Source organism: Ralstonia sp. VS2407 (genome assembly GCF_052950655.1).
This window is the reverse complement of record NZ_JBRFVG010000021.1, coordinates 1-21,012: the sequence shown is the minus strand read 5'-3', so window position 1 is coordinate 21,012 and position 21,012 is coordinate 1. Positions and strand designations below refer to the sequence as shown.

Annotated in this window: 17 protein-coding genes; 7 read left to right on the top strand and 10 right to left on the bottom strand. The window is 59.3% G+C overall.

Annotation, left to right across the window (positions count from 1 at the left end; all coding sequences use genetic code 11):
- Nucleotides 1-16: 16 nt before the first annotated feature.
- The 7 genes from ACU8YE_RS22820 (at nucleotide 17) to ACU8YE_RS22790 (ending at nucleotide 7,692) form a co-directional block, all read left to right on the top strand.
- Nucleotides 17-976 (top strand): LysR family transcriptional regulator, encoded by a 960-nt coding sequence (locus tag ACU8YE_RS22820; protein WP_446929671.1) that lies wholly within the window; start codon nucleotides 17-19, stop codon nucleotides 974-976.
- Between the two features lie 313 nt (nucleotides 977-1,289).
- Nucleotides 1,290-2,375, top strand: a complete 1,086-nt coding sequence (locus ACU8YE_RS22815; protein WP_446929670.1) for an ABC transporter substrate-binding protein — start codon at nucleotides 1,290-1,292, stop codon at nucleotides 2,373-2,375.
- Nucleotides 2,360-3,580 (top strand): ABC transporter ATP-binding protein, encoded by a 1,221-nt coding sequence (locus ACU8YE_RS22810; RefSeq protein WP_446929669.1) that lies wholly within the window; start codon nucleotides 2,360-2,362, stop codon nucleotides 3,578-3,580. Before ACU8YE_RS22815 ends, ACU8YE_RS22810 begins: the two co-directional genes overlap by 16 nt.
- The gene (locus ACU8YE_RS22805; protein WP_446929668.1) at nucleotides 3,573-5,345 is read left to right on the top strand and encodes an ABC transporter permease subunit; all 1,773 of its coding nucleotides are present in this window, start codon (nucleotides 3,573-3,575) and stop codon (nucleotides 5,343-5,345) included. Before ACU8YE_RS22810 ends, ACU8YE_RS22805 begins: the two co-directional genes overlap by 8 nt.
- Nucleotides 5,342-6,598, top strand: coding sequence for an NAD(P)/FAD-dependent oxidoreductase (locus tag ACU8YE_RS22800; protein ID WP_446929667.1), 1,257 nt, complete (start codon nucleotides 5,342-5,344; stop codon nucleotides 6,596-6,598). Before ACU8YE_RS22805 ends, ACU8YE_RS22800 begins: the two co-directional genes overlap by 4 nt.
- Nucleotides 6,599-6,608: 10 nt before the next feature.
- Nucleotides 6,609-7,307, top strand: coding sequence for a GntR family transcriptional regulator (locus tag ACU8YE_RS22795; protein ID WP_446929666.1), 699 nt, complete (start codon nucleotides 6,609-6,611; stop codon nucleotides 7,305-7,307).
- A gap of 25 nt (nucleotides 7,308-7,332) precedes the next feature.
- Entirely contained in the window at nucleotides 7,333-7,692 is a 360-nt protein-coding gene (locus ACU8YE_RS22790) for a RidA family protein (protein ID WP_446929665.1), read from the top strand.
- A gap of 106 nt (nucleotides 7,693-7,798) precedes the next feature.
- Here the strand turns inward: ACU8YE_RS22790 and ACU8YE_RS22785 are convergent, their stop codons facing one another.
- The 10 genes from ACU8YE_RS22785 to ACU8YE_RS22740 form a co-directional block, all read right to left on the bottom strand.
- Nucleotides 7,799-8,866, bottom strand: coding sequence for a LacI family DNA-binding transcriptional regulator (locus tag ACU8YE_RS22785; RefSeq protein WP_446929664.1), 1,068 nt, complete (start codon nucleotides 8,864-8,866; stop codon nucleotides 7,799-7,801).
- A gap of 140 nt (nucleotides 8,867-9,006) precedes the next feature.
- Nucleotides 9,007-9,903, bottom strand: coding sequence for a sugar phosphate isomerase/epimerase family protein (locus ACU8YE_RS22780; protein ID WP_446929663.1), 897 nt, complete (start codon nucleotides 9,901-9,903; stop codon nucleotides 9,007-9,009).
- A 336-nt stretch (nucleotides 9,904-10,239) separates the two neighbouring features.
- Complete coding sequence (locus ACU8YE_RS22775; protein WP_446929662.1) at nucleotides 10,240-11,619, bottom strand: APC family permease; 1,380 nt, start codon at nucleotides 11,617-11,619, stop codon at nucleotides 10,240-10,242.
- Nucleotides 11,620-12,426: 807 nt separating this feature from the next.
- Nucleotides 12,427-13,428 (bottom strand): transketolase family protein, encoded by a 1,002-nt coding sequence (locus tag ACU8YE_RS22770; protein ID WP_446929661.1) that lies wholly within the window; start codon nucleotides 13,426-13,428, stop codon nucleotides 12,427-12,429.
- Nucleotides 13,425-14,276 (bottom strand): thiamine pyrophosphate-dependent enzyme, encoded by an 852-nt coding sequence (locus tag ACU8YE_RS22765; protein WP_440839118.1) that lies wholly within the window; start codon nucleotides 14,274-14,276, stop codon nucleotides 13,425-13,427. Before ACU8YE_RS22765 ends, ACU8YE_RS22770 begins: the two co-directional genes overlap by 4 nt.
- A gap of 52 nt (nucleotides 14,277-14,328) precedes the next feature.
- On the bottom strand, nucleotides 14,329-15,654 hold the full coding sequence (locus ACU8YE_RS22760) for an MFS transporter (protein WP_343619141.1): 1,326 nt from the start codon (nucleotides 15,652-15,654) through the stop codon (nucleotides 14,329-14,331).
- 99 nt (nucleotides 15,655-15,753) lie between these two features.
- A complete protein-coding gene (locus tag ACU8YE_RS22755; RefSeq protein ID WP_446929660.1) occupies nucleotides 15,754-16,503 on the bottom strand; it encodes an SDR family NAD(P)-dependent oxidoreductase in 750 nt (249 codons plus the stop codon).
- Between the two features lie 149 nt (nucleotides 16,504-16,652).
- The gene (locus tag ACU8YE_RS22750) at nucleotides 16,653-17,546 is read right to left on the bottom strand and encodes a LysR substrate-binding domain-containing protein (RefSeq protein WP_446929659.1); all 894 of its coding nucleotides are present in this window, start codon (nucleotides 17,544-17,546) and stop codon (nucleotides 16,653-16,655) included.
- Nucleotides 17,547-18,212: 666 nt separating this feature from the next.
- On the bottom strand, nucleotides 18,213-19,220 hold the full coding sequence (locus ACU8YE_RS22745) for a WD40/YVTN/BNR-like repeat-containing protein (protein ID WP_446929658.1): 1,008 nt from the start codon (nucleotides 19,218-19,220) through the stop codon (nucleotides 18,213-18,215).
- Between the two features lie 14 nt (nucleotides 19,221-19,234).
- Nucleotides 19,235-21,012: efflux RND transporter permease subunit (locus tag ACU8YE_RS22740; RefSeq protein WP_446929657.1), on the bottom strand; the 1,778-nt coding region annotated here is incomplete at its 5' end.

Genomic DNA, 21,012 nt, shown 5'->3' with positions numbered 1-21,012 from the left:
CCCATAAGGTTTACTTGTGACACTGGTGCAGCTCGAGGCATTTGTACGCTCCGCACGACTGGGCACATTCAGCGCTGCTGCGAGCGAAATGGGCATCAGCCAGCCGGGCGTGTCCGACTTGATCGCACGCCTTGAGGCTGAAGTCAGTACAAAGCTATTTCATCGCGCAAATAAGCAACTGGTGCTGACGTTCGCGGGTGAACAGTTGCTTCCTTTCGCCGAACAGGCAACCGTGGCCGCAGACCAAGGCGCTCGGGCGGTCAAGGCCATGATGGCATTGGGCGGCGGCACTGCCACATTTGGGCTACTGCGCAACGCCGACTTCTATCTAGGAACCAATCTCGCCAAACAGTTCCATGCGCTTTACCCGCACGTGCACATGCGCCTGATTGGCCAGAACAGCGCCGAAACCGCGTCCAGTGTGGCGTCCGGATATATCGAAGCAGGACTCGTCACCCTTCCTGTAGACGATGCTGACCTAGATATCGTGCCTCTCGCGCGAGACGAGGTCTGCTTCGTGAGCGCTGTTGCGGAAAGGTGCGTATCGCCCGTGCCGATCCGCGCCTTCAGCGAGACACCGCTGGTTCTTTACGATGCGCATTATGCCGATACCGACCCTGCCCGTCGGCAACTCGCGGAGCGGGCGCGCATCGCGGGTATTCGTCTGACCCCGCTAATCGAAGTGGAATACCTGACATCTGCCCTTGCGCTCGTATCCGAGGGTATCGGTGACACGATCGCATGCCGCGCCGCTATCGCGAGCGACACTTTTCCCAAGGGCCTATTCCACGTGGCGTTCGAGGAGCCGCTCTTTGATACGCTCGCACTGATCAAACGCAGAGGCCAATTGCTTTCACCCGCCACGCGGGAAATGGCGCGACTCGCCCATGCGGCGCTGATGTCCTACCAGAGCTCTTCGCGCGGCACGGCCGAGATATTGACATCCGCGAACAGCACAGACGCGTTCTTCTTCTAGGCCGCCACCCCGCAACGCTCCCCGAGCGGCTGCGCCTGTTTTCTCATCTGCTTTTGCACAGCATCGCGCTATATATGGGGCGCGCCAGCATATCGCCGTGCGCGGCGGCGTCTTTTGTTGACGTGCATCTCCACGCCGCCTCATTCGGAACGCATCCTGCAGCAAACCATCCTGCTGCACCATCGTCCCCTTACAACACGAGCGACGGGTAAACACCCATAAGAACATCTTTGACTTCATTCACTGACATGTCTACGATGCATCTGACATGTCAGACTGTGGTTGCAAAAACAAATGAAGCCAAGGAGTTGTTATGGTCACCCCTGCCGAAATCCCCCCTGCCATCAATCCCTCACGTCGCCGCGCCATGCGCCAGCTGATGGCAGGCACCACCGCTCTCGCCTTCCCTTTCATTAACAAGGGCTCGCTAGCGGCTGAGCGACGGATTGTCGTACGGGACCCTGGCGGCCCTTATTCAGCAGCATTCGCTGAAGCGTTCTATCAGCCCTTCAAAGCTGCAACCGGCATAGAAATCGTGCCCGTCGTCGCACAGGCGGATCCAACCGCGATGGTCAAAGGCATGGTCGAAGCGAAGAACTATGCGTGGGACCTCGTGCTGCTTAACCGGCAATCACAGGAAGTCCTGACTGACCCTTCTACCGGCATATTCCTGGAGGAGGTCCACGTAAGCGCCCCAGAGATTCCGGCGAAGTACAACAGCCCATACATGATCGCCACGCTGGTGCTCCAAACCGTGCTCGCCGTACGCACTGACAAGTTTAAGGATCATCCGATGCCCGCGTCCTGGGCCGACTTCTGGGATACCCAGAAATTCCCGGGCCGCCGTGCATTGCGACGTGCGCCACAGGACACGCTTGAGGAGGCGCTCCTCGGCGGTGCAGCAGCGGGAGCGCTCTATCCGCTCGACGCCAAAGCGGCATTCGCCAATCTTGACCGGATCAAAAAGAGCGTGAACGTCTGGTGGACTGGCGGAGCACAGACATCGCAGCTTCTCAAGAGCGGTGAAGTCGATATGTGCCCGACCTGGAACGCACGCGCACAGGCAGCAATCGACGAAGGGGCCCCCGTGAAAATCATCTGGAATCAGGGCCTTTGGAGCACAGAAGGCTTCTGCATTCTCAAGGGCACACCCAAAGCGGATTTGTGTCGCGAGTTCATTAAGTTCACATGCGATGCGAAGCGCCAGGCGATCTATACGAAGGGACTGTCCTACGGACCGTCGAACCCCGATGCCTACAAGTACATCGACCCGGTTCGCGCAAAAGCACTGCCGACGCATCCTGAGAACATCGCAAAGGCCGTCCAGATTGACGCCAAGTACTGGGGCAAAAACAAGGACAAACTGACCGAGACCTTCAATACATGGTTGCTGGCGTGACCTTTGGGAAAGACATGAAAATGGAAGCGCTAGATCAGAATGCTATCCAGCACCGTTTTGGACATCCTGGTGCACGCGGCGGTACGCCGTCTCTCAACCAGCGCGCAAATGCTGGCCTTTCCAACGAAAAGCTGCGCATCGCCGGACTCTCCAAGCGCTATGGCGACACCGACGCGCTAACCGCTACCGATCTGGTTGTCCGGCAAGGCGAATTCGTGACGCTTCTTGGGCCGTCTGGCTCGGGCAAGACCACGCTGCTGATGATGATCGCCGGTCTGACGCAGCCAACGAGTGGCCAGATCTGGATCGAGAGCAAGGACGCCACGCTCTCACCGCCGCACCGCCGTGACATCGGCATGATGTTCCAGAGCTATGCGCTTTTCCCTCATATGACTGTCGCCGAGAACATCGGCTTCCCCCTGCGCATGCGCGGAATGACCGCAGACAAGATCAAGCAGGAAGTAAATAGCATCCTTGATCTGATCAAGCTCCCGGGGATTCAAGGCCGCTTTCCAACACAGCTGTCTGGCGGTCAACAACAGCGCGTTGCCCTGGCGCGAGCCATCGTCCACAAGCCCTCAATCGTGCTTATGGATGAGCCCCTGGCAGCCTTGGACAAGGCGCTGCGTACGCACATGCAAGCTGAAATCCGCCAACTTCAAAGGGCGCTCGGCATCACCGTGGTGTACGTGACCCACGATCAGGAAGAAGCGATGACCATGTCTGACCGCATCTGTCTCATGAACAATGCGGCCATCGAGCAGGTCGGCGCACCCGAAGAGCTGTACTTCGCGCCTCGCACGTTATTTGCCGGACAGTTTCTCGGCGAATCAAACTGCCTTCGCGGAACCTTGCTCAACATTGAGGCGGCTTCGGGCATCGGCACGCTGCAACTCCCAACGGGCACGATCCTGAAGGGACGGACAGCAGAGTCGGCGCAGGTGGGATCCAAAGCAGTGCTGCTCGTGCGCCCCGAGTCCGTTCAGGTTAGCAAGACACCGCCTGCCGACAGCAATCTACTTTCATGCACGGTCGACGAATGTACCGTCATGGGCTCGCTGTCGCGCACCCATATGACATTGGGCGACAACTCCACCATGGTGTCGGTCTCGCTAACCCAAGCCGTCAAGCCGGCGACAGGGTGCAGCGCATTTGCCGCATTCGAGACAGCAAACGCCATCATCTTCGGAGACGAGCATGTCTAATTATTCAGCGCTTCGCGGCCGCTGGACCGGACCTGCGTTGGTTGCTCCCACCCTGGTGTTTTTGTTTGCCACGGTATTTGTACCGGTCGTCCTGCTACTGGGCGCATCACTGTTCAACAACACGGGATTCTCATACTCGTCGTTCACACGCCTTGTCGGCACACCGGTCTACACAAAGGTTCTAGTACAGAGCCTTTATCTCTCTGCGGCCGCAGCAACCCTTGCGGTATTTGCCGGCTTCCCGGTGGCGTCAGCGATCGCGCGTGCCACACCAGGCTGGCGCCAGTGGCTGTGGCTCGGGGTGCTACTGCCGTTCTGGACCAGCTTCCTCGTGCGCACGATTGCCTGGATTGTCATTCTTGGCCGGACCGGTGTCGTCAATAGCTCGCTGCTGAGTGTCGGCGTGATCAGCGAACCTCTCGAGCTTCTCTATACAAATTTCAGCGTGATTGTTGGGCTGGTGCACGTACTCCTGCCTCTTGCCATCCTTACCATGCTGCCGGTCTTCGAATCCATCGACAGCCGGCTCTTTGCGGCAGCACACACGTTGGGCGCACGCCCGGGTGTAACGTTCTTCACCGTATTCCTTCCGCTTGGCGCGCCGGGCGTGACCGCGGCTTGGCTTTCGACATTCATTTCTGCGCTCGGATTCTTTATCACCCCCGCGCTACTCGGCTCCCCCAAGCAAACGATGATGGCGCAACTCATCATCCAGCAGGTTCAGGAGATGCTGGACTGGGGCTTGGCAGCTGCGCTCGCCGTCGTAACGCTCGCCGCGACTTTCATCATCTACTGGGTATATGACCGGCTGGTAGGCCTATCGACAATGACTGGCGATACATCGACCGCCAAGTCTGGCAGCAAGGGAAATACTGGTTTTGTCCGTAACACCGCCATGAATCTTTGCTGGGCGGCTGGCAAAAGTATCGACAAGGTCGTCGGCACGCTTTTCGTCGATCGACCTGCAGCAGAGAATGCAAAAGGCTTAGCCAAGCCTATCGCCGTGCTCATCATCGTCGCACTTAGTCTCCCGGTACTGCTGCTGATCCCGGAGTCTTTTACGACCAGTGCATTCATCGATTGGCCGCCCCAGGGATTTACGCTGCACTGGTATCAGGAGATCTTTGCCGCCCCACTTTGGATGAGTGCAATCCAGCGCTCTGTGGGCGTCGCGACCGGCACCGCTATCCTTGCGAGTGTCATCGGCATCCCGGCAGCCTTTGCATTCGCGCATCAAAAGCTTCCCATGCGCTCGCTCGTGCTGGGTGCAATTCTGGCACCGATGATTTTGCCGCGGATCATCGTCGCGCTTGGATTGTTTTATGTCCTCTCACGACTCGGATGGCTCGGCTCTTCCCTCGCGCTCGTCATTGGGCACACTGCGTTGGCCGTCCCGTATGTGGTTATCACGGTCTCAGCGGCGCTTCGTTCCTACGACCGACGCCTGGACAATGCAGCCAGTATCTCGGGCGCTAGCGTCTTGACCCGCCTCCGACTGATCACTCTGCCTATCATCGCACCGGGCATCCTGTCGGCATTTATCTTTGCATTCGTCACGTCGTTCGACGACCTGACGCTTGCCCTCTTCGTTAGCGGCGGAATGTTTACCACCTTACCGAAACAGATGTGGGACGACGCACTCCTGAAGGTGAGCCCCACACTCGCCGCCGTCTCTGTCCTGCTTTTCCTCGCTATCCTCCTGATGATCGCCGTCTCCTATCTTCTTCGCCGCCGCTCGGCAAAACTGGCGGGAGCTGCAGCATGACGGCAAACCAGGTCATCGACGATGTGATCGTGATCGGCGCGGGCATCATCGGTGCGACTGCGAGCTATAACCTCGTCCAGCAAGGCAGGCGAGTCACAATCATTGATCGCCAAAAGCCGGGATTTGGCTGCTCTTTTGGCAACGCTGGCGGCTTGAGTCCGGGCATTAGCTTTCCGCTGGCCATGCCCGGCATCTACAAGCACATCCCCGAATGGCTCGTGAACCCGGCCAGCCCCGTCACGGTGCTATGGCGCCGTCTACCTGCAGCGTTGCCATGGCTTCTAAAATTCTTGTACGAAGCCACCCCTGCCCGATCGAGTGTTGCTGCTCAGGGCGTGCGAAAGATGATGCGCAACGCTCTTGAAGACTACGCGCCAATCATTAGCTTCGCCGGTGCCGAAGACCTTGTTCATCGCGTCGGCCAGCTCTATCTGTACAGTACGGAGCAGGCGTTTGCCGATGAGCAATCCGGCATCCGAGCACGAGCCGCACTTGGGGTCGAACAAACGGTACTGAACGCCACCGAACTCAAGGAATATGAGCCTGCCCTATCCGGCGCATTCAAGCATGCCATCCTTTTCCCCGGACATGGTCACTGCTCGAATCCTCAGCAATTTGTAGAACGGATTGTCAGTTCCTGCGTGGCCAAAGGCGGTGCGAAGTTGCTGCAACAGGACGTGATCGCGATAGAGCCCGCAAGCGAAGGCGTTCGAGTGCGCACCTCGGGTGGCGATCGAATCGCCAAACAGGTCGTCATTGCAGCAGGCATCCATTCCAAAACTCTGATGAAGGGTCTGGGCTGGAATGTGCCCTTGGAAAGCCATCGCGGCTATCACCTGCAAGTCAGTGACACTGGGATCCACGCCAGCCGCAATATCATGTGGGCCGAGCGCAAGACGCTAGTCACGCCAATCGACGGTGGACTTAGAGTGGCAGGAACGGCGGAGATTGGTGGCCTCAGTGCAGCGCCAACGCCCCGGCGCTTCGAGCAACTTCTCAGAACACTGAAGGACGTCTATCCCAACGTGCGAACTGAGAGTCGGACGGAATGGATGGGCCACCGTCCATGCACGCCCGACTCACTTCCGGTGATCGGGCCGCTACCGGGAAACGATCGAGTCATTTGCGCATTTGGGCACGGCCACATTGGATTAACTGCGGCATCGTTCACCGGTCGAGCGGTGGCATTGGCCGCGCAGAACTCGTCGATTTCAGACACTTGGCGCGAGTTCTCCATCTCACGTTTCGCGTAAGGACACTCCTATGAATGCCATTGATCCTCTGGCGCTAGCCGAAGGTGGCGACACCCGTCCCCTGCAGCGCCTCATCTTCGACGACATCAAGCGGCGCGTCATAACATGTGACCTCTTGCCAGGCGCGGAGGTGACTGAGAAAGCCTTGGCTGAAGAGTATGGCGTCACGAAGGCGCCGATCCGCAGCGCGTTGACGCGCCTGACGGAAGCGGGTTGGCTTGTGAGCGCTCCTCGAAAAGGGCATGTCGTATCGCCTTTACAGCTCAAAGATGTCATCGAGATATTTGATGCGCGCGAGCTGATCGAACCAGAAACGGCACGCCTTTGTGCTGGCCGCGTGTCTAAGGACATGCTCGTGCAACTTAACAACGCGTGCACCAAGGAGTACGACCTCGACGACAAAGAGGCCAAGCGCACTTTCTTGCTCGCCAACTCTGCTTTCCACGTAGCTATTGGCCGCGCATGCGGCAACAGCCGCCTCGCTCTGATGCTCGAGCAACTGCACGAACAAAGCCTACGCGTCCTCTATCTGAGCATCAGCGCGAGCGACCGCTCTGCAACGTGGCGCCACGGGCACGAAGGCATGATCGACGTGCTCGTGTCGGGCGACGCTCAAGAGGCGGCAAATAGGACTCTTGCTGGCATCAAGCGCAGTAGGCAAGCGGTTCTCGACATCGTCAAGCAGCGCAACGGTTCGCTTTTTGCTTAACCCGACTCTTCAACTAAGGATCAACGTGAGCGATATCACCCGCATCAACTCTGGCGTTCGACTGTCGGACGCATCGGTTTACAACGGCATCGTTTATCTGGCAGGTCAGGTACCTCGTCAAACGACGGATCAAGGTATTGAAGCTCAGACAGCAGAGGTTCTGGCCACCATCGACAAACTGTTAGCCGAGACTGGCTCAAGCAAGGAGCGCATCCTGTCGTGCCAGATCTTCTTGCAGGACATCGGTGACTTGGCCGGCATGAACAGCGTCTGGGACCAGTGGGTGGTAAAGGGCCAATGCCCCAGCCGCGCGACTGTGCAAGCCACGCTGAATAATCCAGCCTGGCGAGTTGAAATCGTCACGGTTGCAGCCCAAAACAAGTAAGTCGTAGCGATGTGGCCCCACGGGAGAGCGCTGTGGGGCAACGACATTCCGGGTACAGCAACGTAACCTCGTTTCTTGTAGTTCTCTATCCAATGGTCGCGGTTGCTCACGCCGCAGAGGTGCTTGTACGAACGACAAGCTCAGTCGGCAGAATAATCCTCTTTGGCTCGGCAGCCTCACGAGCGTCTGCATTCAGCATTTCGTGAAGCATTTTGGCAGCGACTCGCCCCTTTTCGATAAGGGGCTGTCTGATCGTCGTCAGGCCGAACCCCGCTGCTTCAGGAATGTCGTCGAAACCAACCACCGAGAGTTGCCCCGGCACCGAGACGCCTCGGTTACTGGCCGTCGTTAGCATCGAAATCGCCATGACATCCGAGGTGGCCGCGACAGCAGTAATGCCTCTCTTCTCGAGCAATTGCTCTGCCGCCCAACGACCTTGCGCATAGTCGAAGCCCCCGGCCTCCATCACGACCAAATCGTCAAAAGTCAGTCCAGCTGCTTTCGCTGCAGTCAGGTATCCAGAGATGCGTTCTGAAACCACGTGTTCTGTGGATTCTTGAATACGACGCCTGGAAACAAGCCCCTTCTGGCCGTCCGGCCTCAATCGGTCAACCATGACAGCAATGCGCCGATGACCCAGCTCAAGCAGATGCTTCATCTGCGTCTTAGCCGAGCCGAAGTCGTCGATCCCGACAAATGGCATACCTTTGATGACGGGTGCATCAACCATAACCATAGGAATGCCCTGCTTCAAGGCGACGCGAATGCCCGGATAGTTGTCCGGAAGACAGTGAACAATCAAACCGTCAACAAGGCCCCGAAACGCAAGGCTCATACTTCTCGACTCGGCACCACCTTCAGCGAAATCCTTTTGGAGCGGAAACAGCGACAGAGCGATGCTGGCCAGTTCGCCAAACTCCGCGATACCTTTGAGAACACCGATGGTCGATGGATCTGAAAATGCATACGGCAGCTCGTCCATGATCATCAGGCCAATGGCGCCCACACGCCCGGAGCGCAGGCTGCGACCGCGAACGTTGGGTCCGGGGTATCCGAGATCTTTCGCCACCTTAAAAATGTGTTCGCGCTGAGCTTCGGAGATCTGTGTTGGTTTGTTGTACGCGTATGAGACTGCGGGCTGCGAAACTCCTGCAGCAATCGCAACGTCCTTCATTGAAACGGTTCGCTTCATCCGTTAGCAAACTAAGCCTAAGAAAAACAATGAGGAAACTGCGCGGCAATGGCCAACTGCGGCCATGTACGAAGCAGGGGCGACGATCGCGCAACAATCTGCAGCAACCGGTCAATCTCTGATCATGCAATCAGGGTTGCCATTCTATCTTTGAGTTCTGCCGCGACGCGTATTGCATTTTGCTGCTGCTGTTTCTGGCAGAACAGTTCGCAACTCCACCATCCCCTGTAGCCTGTTGATTTAACTGCGTCTGTCCATTGCTGCAAGTCCAGCACACCTTCCCCCGTCGGGACGTCGCGCAATACGACCTCGTTGGGAATCCCGCCGTCAAAAGGCAACGAATCGCAAACATGAACGCCATAGATCAGGCGAGCGTCAAGTCTGGCCACGTCGTCCGGTGTAACTCCCGACGTATAGCAGTGCCAGTAGTCGATCACGATCTTCACGTTCTCTCGGCCAGCTGCATTGATCAGCTCAATCGATTTTTCGATCCCTCGAATGGGTGCCCATGACAACGTTTCAAGGTAGAGCACGAGATCGCGCTCCGCAGCCATGTCTGCAATCCGCCTGAGGTTTGAAGCAGTAACGGCAATTTGCTCGCTCGGAGGCATTCCGAGAACGCCTTTGTACAGATCTGTTCTGCCATCCCGCTCCCACTCGATCACCGCGTTGCAATCAACGGGGCCTGTCAGCACCTGGACACCTTTTGCACCGACAAGCGAAGCCAATTCAAACAGCTCTTCAGCACGCTTGAACAAGTCGATGGCCAGCTCGCCCTGTCGTTCGATGTCAATCAGAAAGCCCATGCCCGGCACATACACGCCTTGAAGCAATGCACTGAGCTCCCGGCGGGTATAACCTGCTGCAAGGTAGCTCTCGAGCTTGTTACTTCCGAGTTCGATGCCATCAAAATCCAATGCCCTCATCGTATCCAGGTCGGTGACCAGGTTAGAGAATTTTGCGACTGTCGTATGAAGAATCAGCGCATTAGGCTTGTGCTCTATGACCATCTGGATCATCCACTTCAATTGATAAACAACCCAACTACGGGGTTCGTCCCTGGCCCGGTTCGATGACGAAGACTTCGCAACTGAGCAATGCTGGCGCGCGGGGCTTAGAACGACCGGAGCGTCGTCCGCTCTCGTGCAATTGCGCTGCTGATACTGACAGCACTGCGTCGCCACTCCCGCAGGTGCACTGCGTACCCTAGGAGAGGGTACGTGGGCTACGCCACCGCAGAACCGTGCCGCTTCCGGAGCAACCAAATAGAAGAGCCATTCACAGCGCTACCAGGAAACACCATCGCCATGGCACTTCGGGGCCACACGACATCGCATCCTCATGAGCAACCAAGCTCACACTTTGATTGCGGCACTTCGGCCAAAGACATAACGCATAACGACGTAGTAGACGAGACCGGCAATCAACCAGCAAGCACCCATCCGCAAAGTCAAAATACGCATCGCCGCCATCAGCGCAAAGATAATCGCCAACGCGATGAGAGGCAGAATCAAGTGTTGAAAAATCTTGCCCGAACGCTTCTTGAACCAGAAATATCCGATCAGCGAAACATTGACGAGAATAAAGGCAGAGAGCGCACCAAAATTCTGGAAAAGAGCGATGTCGTCCAGCCGGTCCTGGAATTCGAGCGCAAGTACAAGCGTTACAGCGGCCACGAAGATGTTTGCAACCCAAGGTTGTCGGCTTCCCTTGCTCAGTCGCGCAAACACATGCGGAAGTTGGCGGTCACGACCCATTGCGTAGATGATTCGAGTCACACCCATCTGGCACACAATGGTGCAGGGCACACCGAAGGCCACCGCTGTGCTGATTGAAGTCAGGCCAAAGAGCCAGTTTCCGCCGGCATAGCGCGAAATGTCGTAGAACGCGCTGTCGGGGGACAAAATGTGCGCCCCCGAAGCGAGATCCGCCGCAATCCACGTCTGAGCGACGAAGAGCACTGCGATGATTGCTAGCGTGGCCATGCCCGCAAAACCCAGCAGATGACGTTGGTCGTGTCGGACCTCTTCACCAAGCGTCGTAATTGCATCGAACCCCAGAAAGTTCGTTGAGCCGATCAGGATGCCCGTTCCGATGCCAGCCCAGGTGAACGAGTGAGGATCAAAGAGCGATGCCATGGTTAGCCCGCCATGTCCCTTGCCTTGATGCAATGCCCACAGTCCCGTGACAAGAAAGATGATTAGAACGACCATCATTCCATACAGAAAGATCTTGTTCACCTTTGCTGTGACAGACACCCCGACAAGGTTGAGCGCGGTGCCCATTCCAACGAAGCCCAAAATCCAGACCCAGCGAGGAATCTCGGGAAACAGGCTGTTCATTGCAGCGCCGCTAACCACCGCAAGCAGGCCGGGAATAATGATGTAGTCGAGAAAGACCATCCAACCGGCAAAGAAGCCCCCGAACTCTCCGAGTCCGTTCCGTGCGTATGCGTATGCGGAACCGGCGACGGGAAATTCCTTACTAAGCACCTGATAGCTGCGTGCGGTAAACACCATCGCCAAAACGCTCAGGATGTACACAAGAGGCACCATGCCGCCGGTAGCATTTGCAATCACGCCGTACATCGCAAATGGGGCGATAGGCAGCATGTACACCATGCCGTAGATGATGAGATCGGTGACGCTGAGCGCTCGCCTCAGTGTCAATTCACCCTCTATGCGGTCGTCCGCAATCTCTTGATTGGCCAGTTGTTGGGGGATCGTGGTCGTCATACAGAACGTCCTTACAAGACTTCCGGCGTCGCTAGATGCCAGCCTTTGTTGGAACAATTCACCGGCGCCGCGTCAGCCACCACAGTCTCGTGCAACTACAACGCCGATACTTATACGTATAAGTTAATTCTTCGCTGCAGCACGTCTGGGTGTCAATCGTGATGTGATCCCTGTTTACCCTACCTTTCCAGAAGCGCCCTTTCTCTCCGTCCGCCTCGGGAGCGGGACCAATAAACGGCTCGCAAAAAGTAGCCGCATACACGACAGCGCGTGTTATCCCGTCGACAGTGCTACTGCCGTTTGATCCATATGATCAGGTCCAGGGTCGGTCTTTTCGACGCCCTGAAATGGTTGCGAATCACGGCACTGCCATGGGAGTCAACGCGTGGATCATGGGGGATCGGTCCACCGTGAAACCCACGTCAGAGACTTGCCATGCCCGGACGCAACCGTCAGGGACACGGACTGCGAATTAAAAGCCGTGGCAATGACTACAGTGGTGGCCAGCCGACGAGCACCTCTCCCTCGACCATGGAGAAGCGCTCGACCCGACTTTCGCAGCCAAACGAAACGCTCGCGACTGGAGAACCGGCGCGATGGAAATCGAGCGCCAGCTTTGCACGAGCCAAACCGATACAGCAAGCGTGGACGCCCTGATCGCCACGCTACCCCGCGCTAGCACCATCGTGCTACTGACTCCGTGCGCGCACATCTTTCAACACGCGGCTGGTCAGTATCGGAAGCACGCGAAAAGATTTCGCGCTGAATGGGGAATGAGCCTCCACCGATGAGTAGAGGCATCTTGTGTCAATCCAACCAGCGCCGAATCGTGGATGCCATGACATTGGTGGAAATGCCGTAGCGGTCGTGCAGGGTGGGGAGTGCTCCGGCATCGAGAAATGCGTCCGGCAGCCCAACCTGGCGGAACGGCACGCTCACGCCGGCGCGCATCAGGGTGCCGGCAACCGCCTCGCCCAAGCCGCCGATCACGGTGTGGTTCTCGGCCACCACCACGAGCCGGCCCGAGCGCCGTGCCTCGCGCAGGATCGTCTCGGTGTCGAGCGGCTTGATCGTCGGCACGTGCAGCACGCCCACACCAATGCCGTCACCCTGCAACGCCTTGGCAACTTCCAGAGCGCGCATCGTCATGATGCCCGACGAGATGACGAGCACTTCGGCGCCGTCGCGCAGCAGCTTGGCCTTGCCCAGTTCGAACTGATAGCCGTATTCGTCGAGCACCACGGGCACGTTGCCGCGCAGCAGACGCGCATAGACAGGCCCTTCATGCGCCGAAATGGCCGGCACCATCTGCTCGATCTCCAGCGCGTCGCATGGGTCGATGACGGTCATGTTGGGCATGGCGCGCATCAGTGCCAGGTCTTCGGCGGCTTGGTGGCTCGGCCCATAGCCGGTGGTCAGGCCGGGCAGCGCGCAGACGATCTTCACATCGAGGTTGTCTTCGGCAATCGTCTGGTGCATGAAGTCGTAGGCACGACGGGTGGCGAAGACGGCATAGGTGGTCACGAACGGTTGCGCACCTTCGTTGGCCAGGCCGGCAGCAGCGCCCATGAGCAGTTGCTCGGCCATGCCCATCTGGTAGTAGCGGTCGGGGAATTCCTTGGCGAAGATGTGCAGATCGGTGTACTTGCCAAGGTCTGCCGTCATGCCGACGACGTTCGGCTTCATGCGCGCCAGCTCCGCAAGCGCGTGGCCGAACGGCGCCGGGCGTGTCGCCTGCCCCTCACCCGCAATGGAGGCAATCATTGCGGAGGTCTTCAGCTTGGGCTTGTTGATGACGGTGTTGCTCATGCGGTCCTCCCGGCTTCCAGTGCTTGCAGCGCGAGCTGCCATTCGTGCGCGTCAACGCGGATGAAGTGATTCTTTTCGCGCTGCTCCAGGAACGGAACACCGCAACCCATGCGGGTATCGCAGATGATCATGCGCGGCTGCGCACCCTTGTGTGCGCGCGCTGCGTCAAACGCGGCCTTCACCGCGTCGATGTTGTTGCCATCCACGCGCTGGGTGAACCAGCCGAACGCTTCAAGCTTCGGCAGCAACGGCTCGAACGCCATGATCTGCGTCGACGGGCCGTCGGCCTGCTGGTTGTTCACGTCCACCACGGCGATGAGGTTGTCCAGCTTCCAGTGCGCGGCGGACAGCAGACCCTCCCACACGGCACCTTCATCCAGCTCGCCATCTGAGAACAGCGTGTAGACGAACGCGTCGGAGCCCTTGCGTTTGAGCCCGAGGCAGCGGCCGACAGCAATCGTGAGCCCCTGACCGAGCGAGCCGCCGGACATCTCCATGCCGGGCGTATAGCTGGCCATGCCAGACATCGGCAGGCGGCTGTCGTCGCTTCCGTATGTCTCCAGCTCTTCGGCGGGCAGGATGCCGGCTTCGAGCAAGGCGGCGTAGAGCGCGATCGCATAGTGGCCGTTGGAGAGCAGGAAGCGGTCGCGGCCTTCCCAGTCGGGGTCTTCGGGTCGATAGCGCATGGCGCCGAAGTAGGTGACGGCCAGCACGTCGGCAATGTCGAGCGCTTGCCCGATATAGCCCTGGCCCTGCACTTCGCCCATCAGCAGGGCGTTGCGGCGGATCCGGTAAGCGCGCTCGGCCAGAGGCAGAGCGTCGGTTGGGGGCAATGATGTTGAAGTCATGATGGTTCCTGTGATGAAGCTGGAAGCACGGGGGGCAGAGACAGTCAGCGCCTCAACGGTTGACGGTCTTTGCAGGCACGAAGAACACCAGCACGGCGCCAAGCACGATGGCTGAGGAGATGAAGATCAGGCCAGCCGTCGATTTGCCCGTCAGGTCATTGAGCCACCCGACGATGGCCGGCGAGAAGAACCCGGCAAGGTTGGCGAAGCAGTTGACCGCAGCGATGCCCGCAGCGGCCGACATGCCGCCCAGCATGGCGGTGGGCAACGACCAAAACTGCGATGAAGAAGACAGGATCCCGGCGGCAGCAATGCTTAGGCACACCAGCGCGGCGCCTACGTTGCCGATCAGGGGCAGCGCCGCGAATCCGCCGGCGGCCACCAGCATGGGCACAGCAAGATGCAGGCGACGCTCGCGGCGGCGATCTGCGCTCATGCCGATGAGCGGCAGCGCGACGATGGCGCAGATATACGGCACCGCAGTGAACACGCCCACCCACAATGGATCGGCGACACCGGCTTTGCGGATGAGGGTCGGCAGCCAGAATGTCAGGCCGTATTGCCCGAGCACCACGCAGAAGTAGATGGCGGCCAGCAGCCACAGGCGGCGGTCTGCGATGAATGCACCCACGGAGCCATGCGCGGTCTTCTGCGCGTTGTCTCCGGCGACGTTGCGCTCGAGCAGGGCCTTCTCTGCGTCGGTCAGCCACTTGGCCTGTGCGATGCCATTGTCGAGATAGAACAGGATGGCGACGCCCAGCAGCAGCGACGGCAAAGCTTCGATCAGGAACAGCCACTTCCACCCAGCCAGCCCCGCCACATCGTGAAAGGTGTGCAGGATGTAGCCCGACAGTGGCCCCCCGACGATGCCTGCAAGCGGAATCGCCATGAAGAACATCGACAATGCCTTGGCCCGGCGCTGCGACGGAAACCAGTACGTCATGTACAGGATGACGCCTGGCGCGAAGCCGGCTTCGGCCACCCCGAGCAGAAAGCGCAGCACGTAGAACGACGTCGGTGTGTTGACGAAGGCAAAAGCTGCTGAGATGACTGCCCACGTCAACATGATGCGTGCGAGCCAGTTGCGCGCGCCGACCTTGTGCAGGATCACATTGCTCGGCACTTCAAACAGGAAGTAGCCGAGAAAGAAGATGCCGGCACCAAGGCCGTACACCGTCTCGCTGAAACGCAGGTCGTTGAGCATCTGCAGCTTGGCGAAACCCACGTTGACGCGGTCCAGATAGGCGCCCAGGTAGCAGATCATCAGGAAGGGAATGAGCCGACGCGCAACCTTGGCGTAGGTGCGGGACTCGAACGTGGCCGCATCGGCGCGCGCCGACTCGTCGCCCGGCAAGGGCGATGCAAACTTCGTGGTCATGGTGTCTCCTACCATGTGCCCCGGGTGGGCCCGGGTGCGTGTGTGTCTCGAAGAAGTCCACGGCCGGTGTACGCGCCGTGGCGATGTAGGTTGGATCGTTCAGTGAATCAGCATGCCGCCGTTCACGTCGAGCGTGATGCCGGTCAGGTAGGCAGACAGATCGCTCACCAGGAACAGGCACGCGTTGGCAACGTCGGCCGCATCGCCGAGCCGGCCAAGGGGGATGCCCTTGATGATCTCGGCGCGCATGTCGGGCGTGAGCTTGTCGCCGGTGATGTCGGTCTGGATGAGTCCTGGCGTGATGGAGTTGACGCGGACATTGTCGCCGCCGAATTCGCGGGCCATGGCCTTGGCAAGGCCAAGCACGCCTGCCTTGGCAGCGCTGTAGTGGGGGCCGCCGAAGATGCCGCCGCCGCGTTGCGCAGACACCGACGACATGCAGACAATGCTGCCGCGCTTGTGCGCTTTCATATGCGGCAGGACGGCCTGCGACATGTACAGCGTGCCGCGCAGGTTGACGTCTAACACCGCATCGAAATTGCCCGCCTGGATGTCGAGCGTGCGCAGAGGCTGGGTGATGCCTGCGTTGTTGATGAGCCCATCAATGCGGTCGTATTTGGCCAGCGTGGCCTGCATAGCCGCATCGCACGCAGCCCGATCGGTCACATTACAGGCCAGGCCCAGATGGCCTTCACCGAGTTCGCGCGCCGCCTGTTCGGCATCTTCACGCCGCAGGTCGAGTACAACCACATGTGCGCCTTGTGCGGCAAGTGCCTTTGCGGTGGCTCGCCCAATACCGCGCGGCGAGGCGGCACCGGTCACGATCACGACCCTGTTCTCAAGCAACATCGTTGTCTCCTGGCTGTTGGAATCTTGTTGACTGGAGTGTTGTTCCAGCAGACGATTCGATCAACGCAGTTGGATTCAACTATGGCTGAGAAATTTTCAGATGACGCTGGGCACGCCACTGGTGCGGCGCACCATGCCGCCCCTGCACGTTAGGCGCCTGGCGCGGCTTTGAGCTGCCGGTCGACCCAGGCGAGAAAGCGCGCCACGCGCGGCAGTTCGGCATTCTGGGGCGGGAACACGATATGGTGGCCCGCCACCTCCAGCGCGTGGTCCTTGCAAAATACCGGCACGAGCCGGCCCTGGTCGATCAGGACCGATGCGAGCAACGTGCTCTCCAGCGCGACGCCCAGGCCGAGCGCCGCAGTCTCGAGCGACATGTACGACCGGTCGAAGGCGAAGTCGAACGACACGTGCATGTGCTCGACGCCAACGCGTGCAAACCACTGCTGCCACTGCACGATCGGCGTCTCCGACCGAATGAGCCGATGCGCGAGTAAGTCTTGCGGCGACTGCACGGGGTGCCGTTCGAGGTATGCCGGTGAAGCCAGGGGAGCGATGTGCTCGGTGCGCAAGGTCCTGATCTGCACGTCGCGCCAATGCGCGTGGCCGTAGCGGATGTCGAGGTCGTAGAAGCCGCTGGTGAACGACACGTCTTCATACGAACACGACACGTTCAACCGAATGTCGCTGTGATCCTCCTGGAATGCGGCGAGCCGGGGCAACAGCCACATCAGGCCAAAGCTGGGGCTGGAGTGCACGCGAAGGATCTCGACGTCGGTACGGCTGGAGGCACGTTCGGTGGCGCGGTTGAGCTCGGCCAGCGCCCCTGTCACATCGCGTAGGTATTGTTCTCCCACAGGCGTCAGCACCAGGCCTCGGCCTTGACGGAAGAAAAGGGGCTGACCGACTACCGCCTCTAGGTTGCTGATCTGATGACTGACGGCCGAGGCGGTGAGCCCAAGTTCTTCCGACGCCCGATTCACGCTCTTGGTTCGTGCGACGGACTCGAACGCGATGATGGATTTCATTGGGGGAATGCGCATGTGGCTTGATGTATCCCATTAAGGCGCACTATCCCCCAAATTCAACCGCAGCGGCTCCACCGCAGGCAACAGCGAGGCCCTTGGCTTCCCCTCCTGAGGTTGACTTTGACACCTACGAGGCTGAAATCACTTCCGTCCGAAGACCGTGCGCCATGCCCAACAGCGAAGTGGTTAGCACAAACCGAAAGATGCACCGACCGATAGCACATGATCCCTCATCGCGTGTGCGTCGGCAATGGAAGGGAGGCTAGCGTTGCGCGAAGACCGCTAATCAACCAGAAGACTTTGCTCCACGTGGCGAGCGTAACGCTGATGCTATTGCCAAAGGGCATGCATTGATACTGAAAACAATGGACAGACGCTTGGGGTTTTTTTTTGAGCCAACCATACTGACTCGTGTGCCACACAGCGCGGAGATTGTCGATGAAGACACTTCTTGACTCGTGGCACTATTACAGCATCGTCAGCAGCAACCAAAGCTGCAACCTAATGCAAGATTCAGTATTGCACTGAACCCACATGGGCAAGGACGCCACCTCCGTACCCACATAGGAGCGGACTGTCAACGAGGTCCGCAGCCAATCGTTGAGGAGCGCCGGACAACACCAGCGTCACGTATAACAGGCTCATGACTCGGGTTGCGGCGTCGGAGGTGGCGAACAATTGCTACTCCTTGGACGGATCCACAGGACCCTTCACAGACATGAAAGCGAAGCCGCCGGTGGTGCGTGGTACCAAGGCCGTGTACGACAGCCGATCATCACGCTGCCGGGTTCTGAACAGGTGGCCACCATCCGCACTTTCCAGCGTCACACCATCCAGCCCAACAGCCATCACCACCCCGTTGGACGCAGCAATATCCGTGATGGAACTGCTGGTCTGCGTATCGGCACGCTTCCACGTGGCCCCGTCGTCCTCGCTGGAGTACAGCGAGCCGCGCAGGCCCGCCACCATGAGCTTGCCGTCGGGCAGCGACGTGCCCGTCCAGAGCGTGCCGTTGTAGCCCGTGCTCAGGTATTCCCAGTGCTGCCAGTCTGCGCTGGACTTGAGCACAACGCCCTGCTCGGCCGTAATGAAGTACTGGCCATTGCGCCCGCTAAAGATGTGCATGAGGTTCAGATCCGCCTTGTTGCGGCCAGGCGCATTGGGCAGTTGAACGCTCGACCAGGACTTCCCGCCATCGGTCGTGGCGAGCATGAGCGACCACAGGCCAACTGCAAGACCCTCGTTGGCGTTCTTGAAGCGGATCGAGAACAGCGGTTGGTCAACGCTCGTGTCCTTGCGCAGGATCGACCAGTTCTCGCCCCCGTCCGTGGTGCCGAGGATGATGCCCCAGTGCCCGGCCGCCCAGCCGTGCTGGGCATCCGCAAAGCTCACACTGGTGAGCGTGGAGCGGATCGGCACGCTCTTGGCCTGCCGGAAGTGCTTGCCTTCATCATCGGACAGAAGGACCACGCCATTCGCGCCGACTGCAACAATGCGGCTGCCAGCGCGTGTCGCTTCGTTGATGGGCGCGAGCAGCGCGCCTTCCATGTGACGTGCTGGGAAGGTCGCCAGCACGTGTTCCTGTTTCGCTGCTTCGGGGGCTTGCTGGGCAAGCGCCACGCTGCCGAGCAATGCCAAACCGAGAGAGGCACCCAAGCGAGCGGAGGAGATCTTCCAATTGCGGTTCATGATCGATGCTCCTCTTAGTGGGACAGGATGCCAGGGGCCTTGACGGGCCGACGACGTGGCAACAGCTTCTCGAGCACCACTGCGAGTGCAGGCAACGCGGTGAGCGCCATGACCAGGTTCACAATGAACATGAAGGCGAGGAGCTTGCCCATGTCGGCCTGGAACTTCAGCCCCGAGAACGCCCAGGTGGCAACGCCGATGGCCAGCGTGATCGCGGTAAAGATGGTGGCCATGCCCACCTCGAGGATCGAGTGCTCCAGTGCCTTGGCGATGGTCTCGCCGTCAGCCAGGTGAAGCTGCATGCGGTTATAGATGTAGAACGCGTAGTCAACGCCGATACCGACAGCGAGCACCATGACGGGAAGCGTCGCAACGGTGAGCCCGATGTCGAGCTCCTTCATGAACCAATAGCCGATGAACGTGGCCACGGTCAGAGGCACGCAGCAGGCGATCATGGCGCGAATGTCACGGTAGGCGAGGAAGACCAGAATGATGATGGCGGCGTACACGTACAGCATCATCGGCAGCTCGCTCTTCTCGACCTCGTCGTTGATGGCGGCCAGCACGCCAGCATTGCCCGCAGCAAGGCGGATGTTCACACCATCGAGCTTACTGTTCTGCCGGTATTCCTTGACGGCGGCGATCACGCGGTTGATGGTGCTCGCCTTGTGGTCGCTCAGGTACAGGTGCACCGCGCTCATGCTGCAGTCTTTGCGAACGAAGCCGCGCATGCGCGCAATCTCCACCGCCAATGCCGCGTAGTTGGCGGAGTCGATAGGCACCACCGACATCTTGGGGTTGCCTTCGTTGTAGCCCGCGTTGTAGGTCTGCAACTGGCTGGAGAACGAGGTTGCCGAGAGCACGCCGGGCACGTTCTGCATCTTCCAGGTGAAGTCCTCCTGCATCGCGCCGATTGCCACGTTGTCGCACGACTCGGCCGGTGCCTCGAACACGATCGACAGCCAGTCCAGACCCATGTCGTAGTTGGCAGCAATCTGCGCAGCGTCGAGGTTGAAGCGCGCGTCCGCACGCAGCTCCGGTGCGCCAGGCTGCAGCGTTCCGATCACGCGATCACGGCTCTCCCATACGGCGACGCCAAACAGCCCCGCCACGGCCACCGTTACAAGCACCGCGTTTCGCGGCTCGGCCACGCGGGACAGGAAGCGAAGCCACTGCGAGCGTTGCTCGCGTTTGAGCATGGCGTTCTCGGCATACTCTTTGGAGAAGTGGCAGAACGATGCCGCGACCGGGAGCATGATCAGGTTGGTAATGATCTTGTAGCCCACCCCGATGGAGGCCGTGACTGCCAGCTCCCGCACCATGGGGATCGGAATCAGCAGGAGCGTCACAAACGAGACGAACGCCGTGATGAGCGCCAACGTGCCGGGGATCAGCAGGCCGGTAAAGCTCAGACGGGCGGCCTGCATCGTTGTCTTACCGTGTGCCAGCTCGCGGACGATGAAGTTGATCTGCTGCACCCCGTGGGAGACACCGATGGCAAAGACAAGGAAGGGAACGAGAACCCCAAGCGGATCGAGTCCATAACCCAGCATGCGCAGGGTCCCGAACTGCCAGATCAGCGAAGTCAGCGAACACGCAACGGGGAGGATCGTGAAGCGGATGGAGCGGCAGTACCAATAGACGGCCAACGCGGTCAGCACCAGCGCAATGCCGCAGTACACCAGCACGCCCTTTGCGCCGTCGGCGATGTCGCCAATCTGCTTGGCAAAGCCGATGATCTGGATCTCGTAGTTACCGTCTTCGAACTTCTTGCGAATCTTATCTTCCAGCA

Bases quoted from the DNA above. Each gene is read 5' to 3' on its own strand.
- ACU8YE_RS22770 (WP_446929661.1), bottom strand. From the start codon at position 13,428: ATGAGCAACACCGTCATCAACAAGCCCAAGCTGAAGACCTCCGCAATG.
- ACU8YE_RS22780 (WP_446929663.1), bottom strand. From the start codon at position 9,903: ATGATCCAGATGGTCATAGAGCACAAGCCTAATGCGCTGATTCTTCAT.
- ACU8YE_RS22805 (WP_446929668.1), top strand. From the start codon at position 3,573: ATGTCTAATTATTCAGCGCTTCGCGGCCGCTGGACCGGACCTGCGTTG.
- ACU8YE_RS22800 (WP_446929667.1), top strand. From the start codon at position 5,342: ATGACGGCAAACCAGGTCATCGACGATGTGATCGTGATCGGCGCGGGC.
- ACU8YE_RS22765 (WP_440839118.1), bottom strand. From the start codon at position 14,276: ATGACTTCAACATCATTGCCCCCAACCGACGCTCTGCCTCTGGCCGAG.
- ACU8YE_RS22760 (WP_343619141.1), bottom strand. From the start codon at position 15,654: ATGACCACGAAGTTTGCATCGCCCTTGCCGGGCGACGAGTCGGCGCGC.
- ACU8YE_RS22815 (WP_446929670.1), top strand. From the start codon at position 1,290: ATGGTCACCCCTGCCGAAATCCCCCCTGCCATCAATCCCTCACGTCGC.
- ACU8YE_RS22755 (WP_446929660.1), bottom strand. From the start codon at position 16,503: ATGTTGCTTGAGAACAGGGTCGTGATCGTGACCGGTGCCGCCTCGCCG.
- ACU8YE_RS22785 (WP_446929664.1), bottom strand. From the start codon at position 8,866: ATGAAGGACGTTGCGATTGCTGCAGGAGTTTCGCAGCCCGCAGTCTCA.
- ACU8YE_RS22750 (WP_446929659.1), bottom strand. From the start codon at position 17,546: ATGCGCATTCCCCCAATGAAATCCATCATCGCGTTCGAGTCCGTCGCA.
- ACU8YE_RS22745 (WP_446929658.1), bottom strand. From the start codon at position 19,220: ATGAACCGCAATTGGAAGATCTCCTCCGCTCGCTTGGGTGCCTCTCTC.
- ACU8YE_RS22810 (WP_446929669.1), top strand. From the start codon at position 2,360: ATGGTTGCTGGCGTGACCTTTGGGAAAGACATGAAAATGGAAGCGCTA.
- ACU8YE_RS22775 (WP_446929662.1), bottom strand. From the start codon at position 11,619: ATGACGACCACGATCCCCCAACAACTGGCCAATCAAGAGATTGCGGAC.
- ACU8YE_RS22795 (WP_446929666.1), top strand. From the start codon at position 6,609: ATGAATGCCATTGATCCTCTGGCGCTAGCCGAAGGTGGCGACACCCGT.